Source organism: Halomonas sp. V046 (assembly GCF_052645355.1).
In genome coordinates this window covers 266,547-281,439 of record NZ_JBQXYF010000001.1, presented here as the reverse complement: position 1 = coordinate 281,439, position 14,893 = coordinate 266,547, and the positions used below count along the sequence as shown (strand labels likewise).

The following is a 14,893-nucleotide window of genomic DNA, read 5'->3' as shown; positions in this document are numbered from 1 at the left end:
CCGGCGAGCGCCAGGCGGCTCGTTGTCCCTTGGCACCCCTCATCCATCGCATAACAACAAATGCCCTGCGGGGCCTGGAGAACGCCATGAACGTCACTTCCCAGCATTCCACTCGCGCGCGTGTCCTGACCCGGACTCGGCTGGCCGCGGCGGTCGGCGCTTGCACGCTCGCCTCGTCCGCGCTGGTCGCCGCACCGGCCCTGGCTCAGGAGGGCATCAGCGACGGCGAGGTTCGCATCGGATACCTGGCAGACATGTCCGGTACCTATCGCGATCTCGCCGGTCCCGGCGGACTCGAGGCCTTGAAGATGGCGGTGGAGGACTTCGGCGGCGAAGTGGCGGGAGCGCCCATCGAGGTCTTCAGTGCCGACGATCGCAACAGTGCCGATGTCGGCGCCAATACCGTGCGCGGTTGGGTCGATCAGGAAAACGTCGACCTGGTCGCGGGCATGGTGGCGTCGTCGGTCTCCATCGCCGTGACCAAGGTGCTGGAAGAAGCCAACGGGCTTGCTATCATCTCGGGCTCCGCGGCGTCGAGCATTACCAACGAACACTGCACCCCGAACCATATCCACTGGGTCTACGACACCTATCCGCTGGCCAACGGCACCGCCAAGGCGGTGGTGGAGCAGGGTGGCGATAGCTGGTTCATGCTGACCGCCGATTATGCTTTCGGCCATGCGCTGGAGGCCGACGTCGAGAAGGTCGTCACCGACAATGGCGGCACCATCGTCGATCGTGTGCGCCACCCGTTCCCGACCAATGATTTCTCGTCGTACATCCTCCAGGCCCAGGGCTCCGGGGCCAAGATCGTCGGCCTGGCCAATGCCGGCTCCGATACTGTCAATGCGATCAAGACCGCCAGCCAGTTTGGCCTGACCCAGAGCGGTCAGCAGTTGGCGGGTCTGCTGATCTTCTTGAACGATGTTCACGCCATGGGTCTGGAGACCACTCAGGGCCTGTTGCTGACCACCGGTTGGTACTGGGACATGGACGAGCAGTCGCGGGAATGGGCCGAGCGTTACTTCGAGCGCGTCGGCAAGATGCCCACCATGGTTCAGGCCGGCATCTATTCCAGTACCACACACTACCTCAATGCCCTGGAAGCGGCAGGGACCGATGACCCCATGGCGGTCAAGGCGCAGATGGTCGAGACCCCGGTTGAGGACTTCTTCGCTCGCAACGGTCGCATTCGCGAGGATGGGCGCATGGTACATGACATGTACCTGGCCGAGGTCAAGGCGCCGTCGGCCTCGGAGGGAGAGTGGGACCTGTATGAGATCAAGGCCACCATCCCCGCCGAAGAGGCCTATCGGCCGCTGTCGGAGAGCGAGTGCAAGCTCGTCAACTGATTCGTCTTCCCGCGGCGCTTGGCGCCGCGGGTCGGCCAAGACAGCACCAAGGCTCCGCCGCCCCATCTCGCTTGCCCTGGCCAGGGTAAGGCCGTTTCACCGCCGGTGAGGCCAGGGCGTGCCGGCGACGGGGCCAGGATCCGCTGAGGAACGACTGCCATGACAATGATTTTCGGGGTGCCGCTGGCGGTATTCATGGGCCAGCTGATGCTGGGCCTGATCAACGGCGCCTTCTATGCCTTGTTGAGCCTGGGGCTCGCGGTGATCTTCGGTCTACTGAAGATCGTCAATTTCGCCCATGGCGCCCAGTACATGCTCGGAGCCTTCGCCGCGCTGCTGGGGTTGCAGTATCTAGGGATCAACTACTGGTTGGCGCTGCTGGTGGTGCCGCTCGTGGTCGGAGGCTTCGGGATGCTGATCGAGCGCTTCGTGCTGCGGCGCATCGCCGGGCTCGATCATCTTTACGGTCTGCTGCTGACCTTTGGTCTGGCGCTGATCTTCGAGGGTAGCCTGATCAACCTGTTCGGCGTCTCCGGGGCGAGCTACCCGACGCCGGAGGTGTTGCAAGGGGGGATCAAGCTGCCGTTCATGTTCCTGCCGACCTATCGAGCTTGGGTACTGGTGGCGGCATTGGTCGTGTGCCTGGGGACCTGGTTCATCATCGAGCGGACTCGACTCGGCGCCTACCTGCGGGCCGGTACCGAAAATCCCGCGCTGATGCAGGCGTTCGGCGTCAACGTGCCGCTTCTCATCACCTTGACCTATGGCTTCGGCGTGGCGCTGGCCGCCTTCGCCGGGGTGCTGGCCGCACCGCTCTACCCGGTCTCGCCGACCATGGGCTCGAGTCTTCTGATCGTGGTCTTCGCGGTGGTGGTGATTGGGGGCATGGGCTCGATCCTCGGTGCCATCCTCACCGGTCTCGGCATGGGCCTGGTGGAAGGGCTGACCAAGGTCTATTACCCGGAAGCCGCCAACACCGTGATCTTCGTGGTGATGATAATGGTGTTGATGCTGCGTCCTGCGGGACTGTTCGGCAAGGAGGCATGAGATGACAACCACAACTCGTACGTTGACTCCCGTCGAGCGTCGTGCACGCAGCGCTCGCCGTCGCCACGGTGCGCTGCTGCTGGTGCTGTTGGCCGTGGGCCTGGTGGCGCCTTTCGTCGCCTATCCGGTGTTTTTGATGAAGGTCCTGTGCTTCGCGCTGTTCGCCTGCGCCTTCAACCTGCTGCTGGGGTTTGCCGGGCTGCTGTCGTTTGGCCATGCCGCGTTTCTGGCCACCGGGGGATACGTCACCGGCTTCCTGCTTTCCAGCTACCCGGGCATGACGCCGGAGATGGGGATCGTGACCGGCACCTTCGCCGCCGTGGTGCTCGGCACCCTGTTCGGCGCTCTATCGATTCGCCGCCAGGGCATCTACTTCGCCATGGTGACGCTGGCGCTGGCCCAGATGGTGTTCTTCTTCTTCATTCAGGCGCCGTTTACCGGCGGTGAAGATGGCCTTCACGGGGTGCCGCGCGGGCGGCTGTTCGGCCTCGTCGATCTGTCGAGCAACCTGGCCATGTACTACTTCGTGCTCGCGGTCTTCGTGATCGGCTTCTCCATCATCCAGCGTACCGTGCACTCGCCCTTCGGTCAGGTGCTCAAGGCGATTCGCGAGAACGAACCTCGGGCGGTGTCACTAGGCTACAACGTCGATGCCTACAAGCTAGTGGCCTTCGTCATCTCGGCCGGACTCGCCGGGCTCGCAGGGTCGACCAAGACCGTGGTGTTCCAGCTGGCCTCGCTGACCGATGCCCACTGGCACATGTCGGGGGAGGTCATTCTGATGACGTTGCTGGGGGGCGTCGGCACCCTGTTCGGTCCATTGGTCGGGGGGGGGCTGGTGGTCAGTCTGCAGACCCAGTTGGCCCAGTCGCCATTGGGCAACTGGGTCAGCGTGATCCTCGGGGCGATCTTCGTCATCTGCGTGCTGAGCTTTAGAAGCGGCATCGTCGGCGAGATCCAGAAGATGGTGCAGAAAAACTTCAAGTAGGATCGGCAAGGTTGGCCGGCGGGCGTCTCGAGTCTTTCGGGCGCCCGCTTTTTTCGTGCATCTCCTCGTGCGCCATGCAGCCGCTATCGGGTGCCCTCACCCAGCGGTCTGAACCGGGCGAACCGAGTGCTGCATCCGCGAGGCAACGGCCAGTCGATTGAGCAGGTTGATCGTGCTGACGGCCATGGTGAGCTGTGCTATCTGGGTGTCCGAGAAGACCGCATCGGCGGCGTCGAATGCCCCATCGGGAATTCCGCTTTCGGCGATGCGCGTGACGCTCTCGGTCCAGCCGAGTGCCGCCCGCTCGGCCTCGCTGAACAGTGGCGACTCTCGCCAGGTGGCCAGGAGATGCAACTTCTGGGGGGCGAGCCCTTCGCTCAACGCTTCGTCGACGTGCCTATCGACGCAGTAGGCGCAGCCGTTGATCTGGGACGCTCGTATCTTGACGAGGTGCAGTAGCGACTTGTCGAGGCCAGACTTGTTCACTGCTGCGTCGAGCAATGCCACGGCCTGGTAGAGCGCTGGCGTGAGCTCGGCGATGTTCATTCGGGCTTCCATGGAGAACTCCTGTTTCGAGGGGTCGGCAAATCATGGATAATATATATCCATGATATGGCGTGGACAAGTCATCAAGGAGGGGCGGTGAGACGACTGAGTGATGGTGTCGAAGCGGCGCTGCATTGCGCGCTGGTGTTGGCGGGGCTACCCGGGGGCAAGGTGCTGCCGGGAAAAAGCCTGGCTGAGTTGCATGGGGTGTCGGAAACTTACCTGCTCAAGCACCTGCGTGCGCTCGCCGCCGCAGGCCTTGTGGAGGCGCGGCCCGGACCGCGCGGTGGGTACCGCTTGGCGCGTTCGCCCGACGCGATGAGTCTGCTCGATATCGTCGAGGCGATAGACGGCCCGGGGCCGGCTTTCGTCTGCCGCGAGATTCGGCGTAGGAGACCGGGCGCGCCGACTGATGCCTGCGCGTACCGGACCGATTGTTTTATCAAGACCCGGATGATGACGGCAGAGGCCGCGTGGCGCGATGCCCTGCGTGCGCAAACCGTTGCGGATCTGGTGGCCGATGGCGAAGCCCTGATCGATGAGGACACCAAGCGTGCGGTTCTCGGCTTCGTGGACCAGGCCCAGCGCTAACCCCTGCGCGTGATCCGAGGCCACGGGTGGCGGTGGTTCGGTCGTGGCGTGGCTCGCCTCGGCCTTTTGTGCGTGGAGATCGGACGGTCCCGTGAGCGGGGGGGTAGGTTGCCGCCTCGGGCTACGACCTCAGGCTGCCCCTCCAGGCGCCCCCCAGACGAACAGCGCAGGAGGCGTGATGGCTGCAGACGGCCCGCCTGGCCCTGCCAGTGATCCACGCCGATGCTGGGTGGGACGTTGCGCGGGGCGGCCCAGGTAGTCGTATCGACATCCCCCGGGTGTCATGCTGAGGCATTCGAAATGGCCATGGGAATCTCGGCGGAGCGGCTGGGCAGGTGCCTGGGCAGGTGCTGGACCAGATGGTCGATCACCAGGCGAACCTTGGGCGAGCGGTGGCGGTGATGGGGGGTCACCGCCCAGACGCCGGTGTCGCTGTGACGATAGGCATCGAGCACCGTGATCAAGGCCCCCGAGGCGAGATATTCCTCGACGTAGTAGTCCGGCAACTGGGCCAGGCCTAGACCCTTGAGCGTGGCATCGAGCAAGGCGGGGCCCGAATTTCCCTGCCACGGGCCGCTGACGGTGACGTCACGGCGCACGCCTTCCACGGCGAAGCGCCAGCGGTCGCGGGTGCCATGCAGGCAGCGGTGATGCGTCAGTTCGGATAGTGCGTGGGGCTGCGGGTGGCGCTGGAAGTAGCTGGGCGAACCGACGATGTACTCGCGCCGCTCACACAGGCGACGCGCGATCATCGAGCTGTCCTCCAGGGCACCCATGCGAATCCCGATATCGTAGCCCTCATCGATCAGGTCCACCTGGCGATTGGTGAAGTGAAGGCGGGTCCGGAGCTTCGGGTATCGGACCAACAGATCATTGATCAGCGGTGCCACGTAGCGCTCACCGAAGGCGGTGGCGCAGGTCAGCGCCAGTTCGCCCTGGGGCTTGGCCTCGAAGTCGCGCAATGCCGACTCGGCGTCACGGAAGCCGTCGACCAGGGCGTGGCACTGCTGGTAGTACAGCCGGCCGGCCTCGGTCAGGCGGATGCGCCGCGTGGTGCGGTACAGCAGCGGCGTATCGAGTGTGCGCTCCAGGGCACTGACCTGGCGGCTGACGTGGGAGCTCGATACCGATAGCCTGCGTGCCGCGCTGGCGAAGGAACCCAGGCGGACGACCTCGACGAAGGCTTCTATGCCTGCCCAGTGATGCATGGGACCGACCTCGCTTGATTATTGCCATGTGGCAACAATGTTATGCCTTTGCTGCGGTTTATCCCAGCTCGGCATGCTGGCTACACTGAGCCCATCGCAGCGTTTCCCTCTCGATAGGAGAATCCCATGAAGTCTCGCGCCGCCATTGCCCTGGAAGCGGGCAAGCCCCTGACATTGACCGAGATCGACGTCGAAGGTCCCAGAGCCGGAGAAGTGCTGGTGAGGATGGTCGCCACCAGCGTCTGCCATACCGATGCTTTCACGCTGTCTGGCGCCGACCCCGAGGGCCTGTTTCCCTCGGTGCTGGGCCACGAGGGAGCCGGCGTCGTCCAGCAAGTGGGCGAGGGCGTCACCAGCCTCGTGCCCGGCGATCACGTCATTCCGCTGTATACCGCCGAGTGTGGCGAGTGCAAGTTCTGTCGGTCGGGCAAGACCAACCTGTGCAGCCGGGTGCGTGAAACCCAGGGCAAGGGCCTGATGCCGGACGGCACCAGTCGCTTCTCCCTGGACGGCAAGCCCCTGCATCACTACATGGGAACGTCTACCTTCAGCGAGTACACCGTGGTGCCCGAGGTCTCGCTGGCCAAGGTGTCCAAGGACGCCCCGCTGGACAAGATCTGCCTGTTGGGCTGCGGGGTGACGACGGGCATCGGTGCGGTGCTCAACACCGCCAAGGTCGAGCCGGGGGCCACGGTCGCCGTCTTTGGCCTCGGGGCGATTGGCCTGGCGGTGATCCAGGGGGCGGTGATGGCCAAGGCCAGCCGCATCATCGCCATCGACGTCAATGCCGACAAGTTCGAGCTGGCCCGACAGTTCGGCGCCACGGAGTTCGTCAACCCCAAGGACTACAGCGACTCGATTCAGCAGGTGATCGTCGATCTGACCGACGGTGGCGTCGACTATTCCTTCGAGTGCATCGGCAATGTCAACGTCATGCGCTCGGCGCTGGAGTGCTGCCACAAGGGCTGGGGCGAATCGATCGTGATCGGCGTGGCCGGCGCCGGCGAGGAGATCGCAACGCGACCGTTCCAGCTGGTCACCGGCCGAGTCTGGAAGGGCAGCGCCTTCGGTGGGGTAAAGGGGCGCAGTCAACTCCCGGGCTACGTGGAACGCTACATGAACGGTGAGATCAACATCGACGACTTCATCACCCACAACATGCCGTTCGAGAAGATCAACGAGGCGTTCGAGCTGCTGCACAATGGCGAGAGCATTCGCACCGTCCTGCACTACTGAGAAGAGGCCGCCGGGCGGGCGTCTTTCTGCCTTCATGGCGCTTGCCCGCGGCGCTTCAAGACGCTGGCCCTGGGCCTGGTGACACCAGGCCGCTGGGGCTTTCGTCGTGGGTGTGGCAATTTATACCTCTGGGATGCCCGTGGTGTCCCGAGGACCGGCGGTCGGTCTCGACGACCGGCCGTCGGTGTTCTTTGATCAGGGAGAGCCGTCCATGACCATGACCGAACATCTGGAGCTGGTCAGCGCCAATCGCAGCTTCGGTGGCTGGCACAAGCGCTACCGCCATCGCTCTCGGGCGCTGGACTGCGAAATGACTTTCGCCATCTACCTTCCGCCCCAGGCCGAGACCCAGAAGGTGCCGCTGTTGTGGTGGCTCTCGGGATTGACCTGCAGCGACGAGAACTTCATGCAGAAGGCCGGCGCGCACCGCCTGGCGGCAGAGCTGGGGGTGGCCATCCTGTGCCCCGACACCAGTCCTCGTGGCAGCGACCTGCCCGGTGAGCACGATAGCTACGATCTTGGCTCCGGGGCAGGATTCTACGTCAATGCCACCCAGGAGCCCTGGCGTGCGCATTACCGCATGTATGACTATGTGGCGGAAGAGCTGCCGTCGGTGGCGCGCCAGCATTTTCCCCTGAACGGTCGAGAGGCCATCAGCGGGCATTCCATGGGGGGCCACGGTGCATTGATTCTGGCGCTGCGCCGCCCTGGGCACTACCGTTCGGTATCGGCTTTTGCGCCCATCGTCAATCCAACCCAGTGCCCTTGGGGGCGCAAGGCGTTCTCGGCCTATCTGGGCGACGATTCCAGTGCCTGGACCCAGTACGATGCCTGCGAGTTGGTGGCGCGTGGCGCCTCCCGTCAGCCGCTGTTCATCGACCAGGGCGATGCCGATGATTTTCTCGACGAACAGCTCACCCCCGAGCGCCTGGAAGCCGTGTGCAAGGAGCACGATCATCCGCTGACACTGCGCCGGCAGCCAGGCTATGACCACAGCTATTTCTTCATCGCGAGCTTCATCGAGGACCACCTGCGTTATCACGCCGAACGTCTTTACGCCAAGCGCTGATGCTCTTTACGCCAAGCGCTGATGCCGGGGCCAACCCACCACCGCTCTGCCAGGGCGGTGGCGGACGGCGTGGTGCGATATGTCGTAAATCGTTGCTTGAATCACGCCGCTCGGTGCCTCGGAAGCGACACCTGCATGCCTCTTGGCGACATCATTGTCGCAAACCACTGGCGAGTGCCTTGCCGATAGGCATTTTTGTGATGTCTGATCACGACAGGCGTTTTATCTTGCTAGGACGGTGCGACGACTCTTCGTCCCAACGGAGGCAACTCTGTGGCGCCGTCGTCGAGTGTCAAGGAACGTTCGCCGCCATCGCCCCGCAGCGCCACCGAAGATGTCGAGAAGGGGCGCAAGGTGGTGTAAAGCAAGTGCCGGAACAGTGACGAAGGAAAACGGGTAAACCAGTGGTGCTAGCGCCACGCGAGCCTTACCGACAACGATAATAATGCCCAGGCTGCCAGGACCGTCCAGCGCCAGAGACATCGGCGTTCACGTCCAGGGTGCCCGTGGGAGGTGACCATGACCGTGAGCCGTTCGGCGCCGCCTGCCGGTGCCTGCCCCCAGACGCTGGGGTTTCTGTTGCTCGACAGCTTTACCCTCATCTCGCTGGCATCCGCCATCGAGCCCCTGCGCATGGCCAATCAGCTCTCGGGCCAGGAGCTCTATCGTTGGTTCACCTTGAGCCTGGATGGCAGCCCAGTCCAGGCCAGTGACGGCCTGACGGTGACACCGGATACCGCTATCAACGTGCCCCTGTCGCTGGACATGGTCATCGTCTGTGGCGGCGTTGGCCCGACGCGAACGGTGGAAGCCGGGCATGTCAGCTGGTTGAGGTCCCAAGCTCGCCAGCTGCGTCGCTTTGGCTCGGTGTGCACCGGGGCCTGGGCGCTGGCCCGTGCCGGGTTGCTCGATGGCTACGAGGTCAGCACCCACTGGGAGTGCCAGGCTGCCCTGCAGGAGGCGTATCCGTGCATCGCATTGACCTCGCGTCTGTTCGCCATCGATCGTGACCGTGCCACCGCCTCGGGGGGGACGGCGCCGCTCGACATGATGCTCACCCTGATCGGTCGCGATCATGGCCGCGAGCTGGCCGCCGGCATCTCCGACATGTTCGTCTGCGATCGGGTGCGTGGCGAGCAGGATCAGCAGCGGGTGCCCCTCAAGCATGTATTGGGCACCACGCAACCACGCCTGCAAGAAATCGTCGCGCTGATGGAGGCCAACCTGGAAGAGCCCATCGACCTGGATGAGCTGGCCCGTTTCGTCAGCCTGTCGCGCCGCCAGCTCGAGCGGCTGTTTCAGCGCAATCTGCATTGTTCGCCATCGCGCTATTACATGAGGCTGCGTCTTAACCGGGCACGCCAGTTGCTCAAGCAGACATCCTTGTCGATCATCGATATCGCCTCCGCCTGTGGCTTCGTCTCGACGCCCCACTTTTCCAAGTGTTATCGCGAAACCTTCGGCCGGCCGCCGAGGGAAGAACGCCTGGGCTGGAGCGCCTTCGCGCCGGTGTCGGGGGTGGCGAACCTGCCGCCGGTGCCGTTGTTGGCGACCGGCCAGGGGGGCGAGCCTGTCTCCCGGGCCATGGCGGCCCTCGATCGGGCCCGCGGCGAGCCGACCTACGGCAGCTTCAGGGTGGCGCCGCTGAAGCACTAGCCATGGCCGCCCTCGATCGGGCCCGCGGCGAGCCGACCTACGCCAGCGTCAGGCCAGCGTCAGGGTAGCGCCGCTGAAGCACTGGCCGTCGCGAGAGCGTGGACCCGCCACCGGGCAGAACTCGCTCTCGCCGACGGCAAGTCGCTCTGGCCTTGGTATACTGCGACGAACTCTTTGGCCTGGACCCCTTCATGACTGACTGGTGGCGCCCCGCGCTTGGCTGGCTCGTTCGGCTGGCGCTGGGCTTCGTTGCGCTTTCCGTATTGCTCGTCTTGGTGTTTCGTTTCTTGCCGGTGTTCGGCTCGACGGTGATGCTGGAGCGCGAGGTGGGGTCCTGGTTTTCCGGGGAGTCACTCGATATTCAGCAGCGCTGGCGCCCCTGGGATGAGCTCTCGGATAACGCCAAACTTGCCGTGATCGCCGCCGAAGATCAGCGCTTCCCCGACCATTACGGTTTCGATTTCACCGAGCTTAGGCGTGCCATCGAGCAGGGCATGAACGGTGGCTCGCTGAGAGGCGCGAGCACCATTACCCAGCAGACTGCCAAGAACCTGTTTCTGTGGACCGGGCGCGATTGGGTGCGCAAGGGCTTCGAGGCCTGGTTCACCGTGCTGCTCGAGGTGCTGTGGCCCAAGGAGCGCATCCTCGAGGTGTACCTCAATATCGTCGAGTTCGACTCGGGGGTGTTTGGCCTGGAAGCCGCCAGTCGTCATTACTTTGGTGTCGGCGCCGACCAACTGAGCGCCAGTCAGGCGGCTCGCCTGGCGGCGGTGTTGCCCAACCCGCGTGAGCGCAGTGCGTCGAACCCGGGGCCGCGGACCGCCAACCGGGCGGCCTGGATCCAGCGTCAGATGAATAATCTCGGACGCGGCTATCTCGAGCGGCTTTAAGCGCGGTCGATAGCCCCGGAGATATCCAGGGCACGCGTTCTTCCTGGGCCCCGCACGGAATCCTTCCGGCGGGGCCCTTGGCTGTCTGGTCACGGCGCGCTGGGCCAGGTTCGTTGGCCAAGGTTTTTCGCCAAGATTTTTGGGCCAGGACCGTTGACCCAGGACCGTGGGATCAGGCGGTCTTCAAGGGGCGCGTGATCCGGCACGTACGGCGAGGCTTGGGAGGTGACGACAGGTCGGGATGTCGCCCTCAGGCAGGCGATGACGCTTTTGGAATTCTCACCGTCGCAATCAGGCGTCGGGGCCCCGGGGCCCGGGGCTATGCTGCCGGCATACCCACGACAGGGCGGAGCTGGCGTCAGCTCCGACCGGCTCGAGGGCCCAGCCAGCCGACAGGAGGATTGCGATGAGTACGACTCTGGATAGCCGCGCGACGAGCCACGCCCCCGCCGTTGCCACCGAGACCTCGTCGGTCGATGCCGGTGCGCTGCACCGGGAGGCCACGGTGATCGATGGCCTGGTCATCGCCAAGTGGAGCCGGGAACTGCTCGAGGACATGCGCCTCGGCGGTCTGACCGCGGCCAACTGCACGGTGTCGGTGTGGGAAGGCTTTCAGGCCACGGTGGACAATATCGTGTCGTGCAATGCCCTGATGGACGACTGCAGTGAGCTGGTGCTCCCCGTGCGCACCACGGCGGATATTCGCCGCGCCAAGCAGGAGGGCAAGACCGGCATCATCTACGGCTTTCAGAATGCCCACGCCTTCGAGGATCAGATCGGCTATGTCGAGATCTTCAAGCGCCTGGGCGTCGGCATCGTGCAGCTTTGCTACAACACCCAGAACCTGGTCGGCACCGGCTGCTATGAGCGCGATGGCGGCCTGTCCGGATTCGGCCGCGAAATCGTCGCCGAGATGAATCGGGTCGGGGTGATGTGCGATCTGTCCCACGTCGGCTCCAACACCTCTCGCGAGGTGATTCTCGAGTCGGCCAAGCCCGTGTGCTACTCCCACTGCCTGCCGTCGGGGCTCAAGGAACACCCGCGCAACAAGTCCGACGAGGAGCTCAAGTTCATCGCCGATCACGGCGGCTTCGTCGGCGTGACCATGTTCACCCCCTTCCTGCGCGCCGGGGTCAACGCCACGGTGGACGACTACGTCGAGGCCATCGAGTACGTGATGAATATCGTCGGCGAGGACGCCATCGGCATCGGCACCGACTTCACCCAGGGCCAGGACCAGGGCTTCTTCGAATGGCTGACCCACGACAAGGGCTACGCCCGCCGCCTGACCCGCTTTGGCGAGATCATCAACCCCAAGGGCATTCGCACCATCGGCGAGTTCGGCAACCTCACCGAGGCGCTTTTGAGGCGCGGCATGAGCGAGAGCCAGGTGCGCAAGATCATGGGTGAGAACTGGGTGCGGGTACTCAAGGATGTGTGGGGCGAGTAGGCCGCGTGCCGACCGCTAGCGAACCGGCGCAGGACACCAAGCGCCAGGCCGAATCAATAATAACGATCTTGAGGGTAACACCGTGACCAAGATGGCCCCTGAACTGCCCATCGAAGTGGACGTCGAGACCGGCGTCTGGACCACCGATGCCTTGCCGATGCTGTACGTGCCGCGCCACTTCTTCATCAACAACCATGTCGCGGTGGAAGAGGCGCTGGGCGCGGATGCCTACGCCGAGATCCTCTACCACGCCGGCTACAAGAGCGCCTGGCACTGGTGCGAGAAGGAGGCCGAGTTGCACGGCCTCGAGGGGGCGGCGGTCTTCGAGCATTACATGACGCGGCTGTCCCAGCGCGGCTGGGGGCGCTTTATCACCGAGGCGATCGACCTCGAGGCCGGCACCGCCAGCGTGCGCCTGGAGCACAGTGCCTTCGTCTATCAGCTGGGCAAGGTTGGGCGCAAGGTCGAATACATGTTCACCGGCTGGTTCGCCGGTGCCGTGGACCAGATTCTCGCCGCGCAGGGGTCGAGCCTTCGCACCGCGGCGCGCCAGACTCAGAGCGGGGCCGAGGCCGGCTGCGATGTTGGCCGTTTCGAGGTGCACCCGCTGCGCGCCAGCGATTCGCCGGCCCCTGGGGCCTGACCTTTTCGACCGAGGAGTCCCATCATGGCCTTCGACGCGATTTTCGAGCCGATCCAGATCGGCAGCCAGACCATCCGCAATCGGGTGGTCAGCACCGCCCACGCCGAGGTCTACGCCACCGATGGCGGCATGACCACCGAGCGCTACGTCAAGTACTACGAGGAGAAGGCCAAGGGCGGCTGTGGTCTGTGCATCTGCGGCGGCTCCTCGGTGGTCTCCATCGACAGCCCCCAGGCCTGGTGGAGCTCGGTGAACCTGTCCACCGACCGCATCATCCCGCACTTTCAGAACCTGGCCGACGCGGTGCACCGCCACGGCGGCAAGATCATGATCCAGATCACCCACATGGGCCGACGCTCGCGCTGGGACGGCTTCGACTGGCCGACGCTGATGTCGCCGTCAGGCATCCGTGAGCCGGTCCACCGTTCGACCTGCAAGACCATCGAGGACGAGGAGATCTGGCGCATCGTCGGCGACTTCGCGCAGGCCGCCCGGCGAGCCAAGGAAGGGGGGCTCGATGGGGTCGAGCTGTCCGCCGTGCACCAGCACCTGATCGATCAGTTCTGGAGCCCGCGGGTCAACAAGCGCGAGGACGAGTGGGGTGGCAGCTTCGAGAACCGCATGCGCTTCGGCCTCGAGGTGCTCAAGGCGGTTCGGGCCGAGGTCGGCGACGACTTCGTCGTCGGCATGCGCATCTGCGGCGACGAGTTTCACCCCGATGGCCTGAATCATGATGACATGAAGGCCATCGCCGCCTACTACGATGCCACCGGCCAGGTGGACTTCTTCGGCGTCATCGGCTCGGGCTGCGATACCCACAACTCGCTGGCCAACGTCATTCCCAACATGTCCTACCCACCGGAGCCATTTCTGCACCTGGCCGCGGGCATCAAGGACGTGGTCAGCGTGCCGGTGATCCACGCCCAGAACATCAAGGACCCGACCCAGGCCAATCGTATCCTCGAGGGCGGCTACGTCGATCTGGTGGGGATGACCCGGGCGCATATCGCCGATCCTCATCTGATCGCCAAGATCAAGATGGGCCAGATCGACCAGATCAAGCAGTGCGTCGGCGCCAACTACTGCATCGACCGTCAGTACCAGGGACTGGACGTGCTGTGTATCCAGAATGCGGCGACGTCGCGGGAGTACATGGGCCTGCCCCATGAGCTCAGCCCTAGCGACGGCCCCAAGCGCCGCGCGGTGGTGGTCGGTGGAGGGCCGGGTGGCATGGAGGCGGCGCGGGTGCTGGCCGAGCGTGGCCATGACGTGACGCTGTTCGAGGTCGCCGAGGCCCTCGGCGGGCAGATCAGCCTGGCGGCCCGGGCGCCAAGCCGCGACCAGATCGCCGGCATCACGCGCTGGTACCAGCTCGAGCTTGCCCGGCTCAAGGTCGATCTGCGCCTCGGCACCCATGCCGATGTCGCCACGATCCAGGACCTGCGCCCGGAGCTTGTGGTACTGGCCACCGGGGGGCAGCCGTTTCTGACTCAGTATCCCGATTGGGGCTACGATCCCGACCCCGCCAAGAGCCTGGTGGTGAGCACCTGGGACGTGCTGTCCGGTCGCGTGGCGCCGGGCAAGAACGTGCTCGTGTTCGATGCCATCTGCGAGTTTTCCGGGGTCTCCGCGGCGGACTATCTGGCCGACAAGGGCGCCAAGGTCGAGATCGTCACCGACGATATCAAGCCCGGCGCGGCGGTGGGCGGTACGACCTTTCCGACCTACTACCGCAGCCTCTACGAAAAAGAGGTGATCATGACCTCGGACCTGATGCTGCATCGGGTCTACCGCGAGGGCGAGAGCCTGGTGGCGGTGCTCGAGAACGAGTACACCGGCGTTCAGGAGGAGCGCGTGGTCGATCAGGTCGTGGTCGAAAACGGCGTCAGGCCGGACGAGGCGCTGTACCTGGCGCTGAAGGGCGAGTCGCGCAACCGTGGTCAGATCGATACCGAGGCGCTGTACGCCGCCAAGGCGCAGCCGTGCCTTGAGCTGATGGGATCGGGCGGCTTCGTGCTGTTTCGCCTCGGCGACTGCACGGCGCCGCGCAATACCCACGCCGCCATCTACGACGCCCTGCGCCTGTGCAAGGACGTTTGAACCCCAGCGGTACGCCGTAAGCCCAACGCGGTGCGTGCCGCCCACGGCCCCCGTCGATGGTATGTCGCGGGTGCCGGGGCGCGCCGCTGCGCGCTTACCGTGCGGCTCTTATCCAAC

The 14,893-nt window shown here is 64.7% G+C and carries 13 protein-coding genes; 11 read left to right on the top strand and 2 right to left on the bottom strand.

The genetic code is table 11. The features are described 5' to 3' along the window. Positions 1-86 precede the first annotated feature (86 nt). From ACUN9Y_RS01185 to ACUN9Y_RS01175, 3 genes are all read left to right on the top strand, one after another. Positions 87-1,352: an ABC transporter substrate-binding protein gene (locus tag ACUN9Y_RS01185; RefSeq protein ID WP_445458849.1), complete on the top strand. Its 1,266-nt coding sequence runs from the start codon at positions 87-89 to the stop codon at positions 1,350-1,352. 159 nt (positions 1,353-1,511) lie between these two features. Next, a complete protein-coding gene (locus ACUN9Y_RS01180; RefSeq protein ID WP_445458848.1) occupies positions 1,512-2,399 on the top strand; it encodes a branched-chain amino acid ABC transporter permease in 888 nt (295 codons plus the stop codon). A gap of 1 nt (position 2,400) precedes the next feature. Further along, on the top strand, positions 2,401-3,387 hold the full coding sequence (locus ACUN9Y_RS01175; protein ID WP_445458847.1) for a branched-chain amino acid ABC transporter permease: 987 nt from the start codon (positions 2,401-2,403) through the stop codon (positions 3,385-3,387). 96 nt (positions 3,388-3,483) lie between these two features. Here ACUN9Y_RS01175 and ACUN9Y_RS01170 read toward each other — a convergent pair whose 3' ends face one another. Continuing rightward, the gene (locus tag ACUN9Y_RS01170) at positions 3,484-3,945 is read right to left on the bottom strand and encodes a carboxymuconolactone decarboxylase family protein (RefSeq protein WP_445458846.1); all 462 of its coding nucleotides are present in this window, start codon (positions 3,943-3,945) and stop codon (positions 3,484-3,486) included. Between the two features lie 84 nt (positions 3,946-4,029). Between ACUN9Y_RS01170 and ACUN9Y_RS01165 the strand changes: the two genes are divergently transcribed. Continuing rightward, positions 4,030-4,524 (top strand): RrF2 family transcriptional regulator, encoded by a 495-nt coding sequence (locus ACUN9Y_RS01165; protein WP_445458845.1) that lies wholly within the window; start codon positions 4,030-4,032, stop codon positions 4,522-4,524. A 281-nt stretch (positions 4,525-4,805) separates the two neighbouring features. On the opposite strand, the gene ACUN9Y_RS01160 is transcribed toward ACUN9Y_RS01165, so the two are convergent. Next, on the bottom strand, positions 4,806-5,732 hold the full coding sequence (locus ACUN9Y_RS01160) for a LysR family transcriptional regulator (protein WP_445458844.1): 927 nt from the start codon (positions 5,730-5,732) through the stop codon (positions 4,806-4,808). A gap of 126 nt (positions 5,733-5,858) precedes the next feature. Here ACUN9Y_RS01160 and ACUN9Y_RS01155 point away from each other — a divergent pair, with 126 nt between their 5' ends. The 7 genes from ACUN9Y_RS01155 (at position 5,859) to dgcA (ending at position 14,776) form a co-directional block, all read left to right on the top strand. Further along, positions 5,859-6,968, top strand: a complete 1,110-nt coding sequence (locus tag ACUN9Y_RS01155; RefSeq protein ID WP_445458843.1) for an S-(hydroxymethyl)glutathione dehydrogenase/class III alcohol dehydrogenase — start codon at positions 5,859-5,861, stop codon at positions 6,966-6,968. 211 nt (positions 6,969-7,179) lie between these two features. Then, on the top strand, positions 7,180-8,037 hold the full coding sequence (gene fghA, locus ACUN9Y_RS01150) for an S-formylglutathione hydrolase (protein WP_445458842.1): 858 nt from the start codon (positions 7,180-7,182) through the stop codon (positions 8,035-8,037). 519 nt (positions 8,038-8,556) lie between these two features. Continuing rightward, a complete protein-coding gene (locus ACUN9Y_RS01145; protein WP_445458841.1) occupies positions 8,557-9,693 on the top strand; it encodes a GlxA family transcriptional regulator in 1,137 nt (378 codons plus the stop codon). A gap of 191 nt (positions 9,694-9,884) precedes the next feature. Then, complete coding sequence (mtgA, locus tag ACUN9Y_RS01140; RefSeq protein ID WP_445458840.1) at positions 9,885-10,583, top strand: monofunctional biosynthetic peptidoglycan transglycosylase; 699 nt, start codon at positions 9,885-9,887, stop codon at positions 10,581-10,583. 406 nt (positions 10,584-10,989) lie between these two features. Next, positions 10,990-12,033 carry a dipeptidase gene (locus ACUN9Y_RS01135; RefSeq protein ID WP_445458839.1) on the top strand — a complete coding sequence of 348 codons (1,044 nt, stop codon included), beginning with the start codon at positions 10,990-10,992 and terminating at the stop codon, positions 12,031-12,033. A gap of 82 nt (positions 12,034-12,115) precedes the next feature. Next, positions 12,116-12,676, top strand: a complete 561-nt coding sequence (locus ACUN9Y_RS01130) for a DUF5943 domain-containing protein (RefSeq protein WP_445458838.1) — start codon at positions 12,116-12,118, stop codon at positions 12,674-12,676. A gap of 24 nt (positions 12,677-12,700) precedes the next feature. Then, on the top strand, positions 12,701-14,776 hold the full coding sequence (gene dgcA / locus ACUN9Y_RS01125) for a dimethylglycine demethylation protein DgcA (protein ID WP_445458837.1): 2,076 nt from the start codon (positions 12,701-12,703) through the stop codon (positions 14,774-14,776). Positions 14,777-14,893 lie beyond the last annotated feature (117 nt).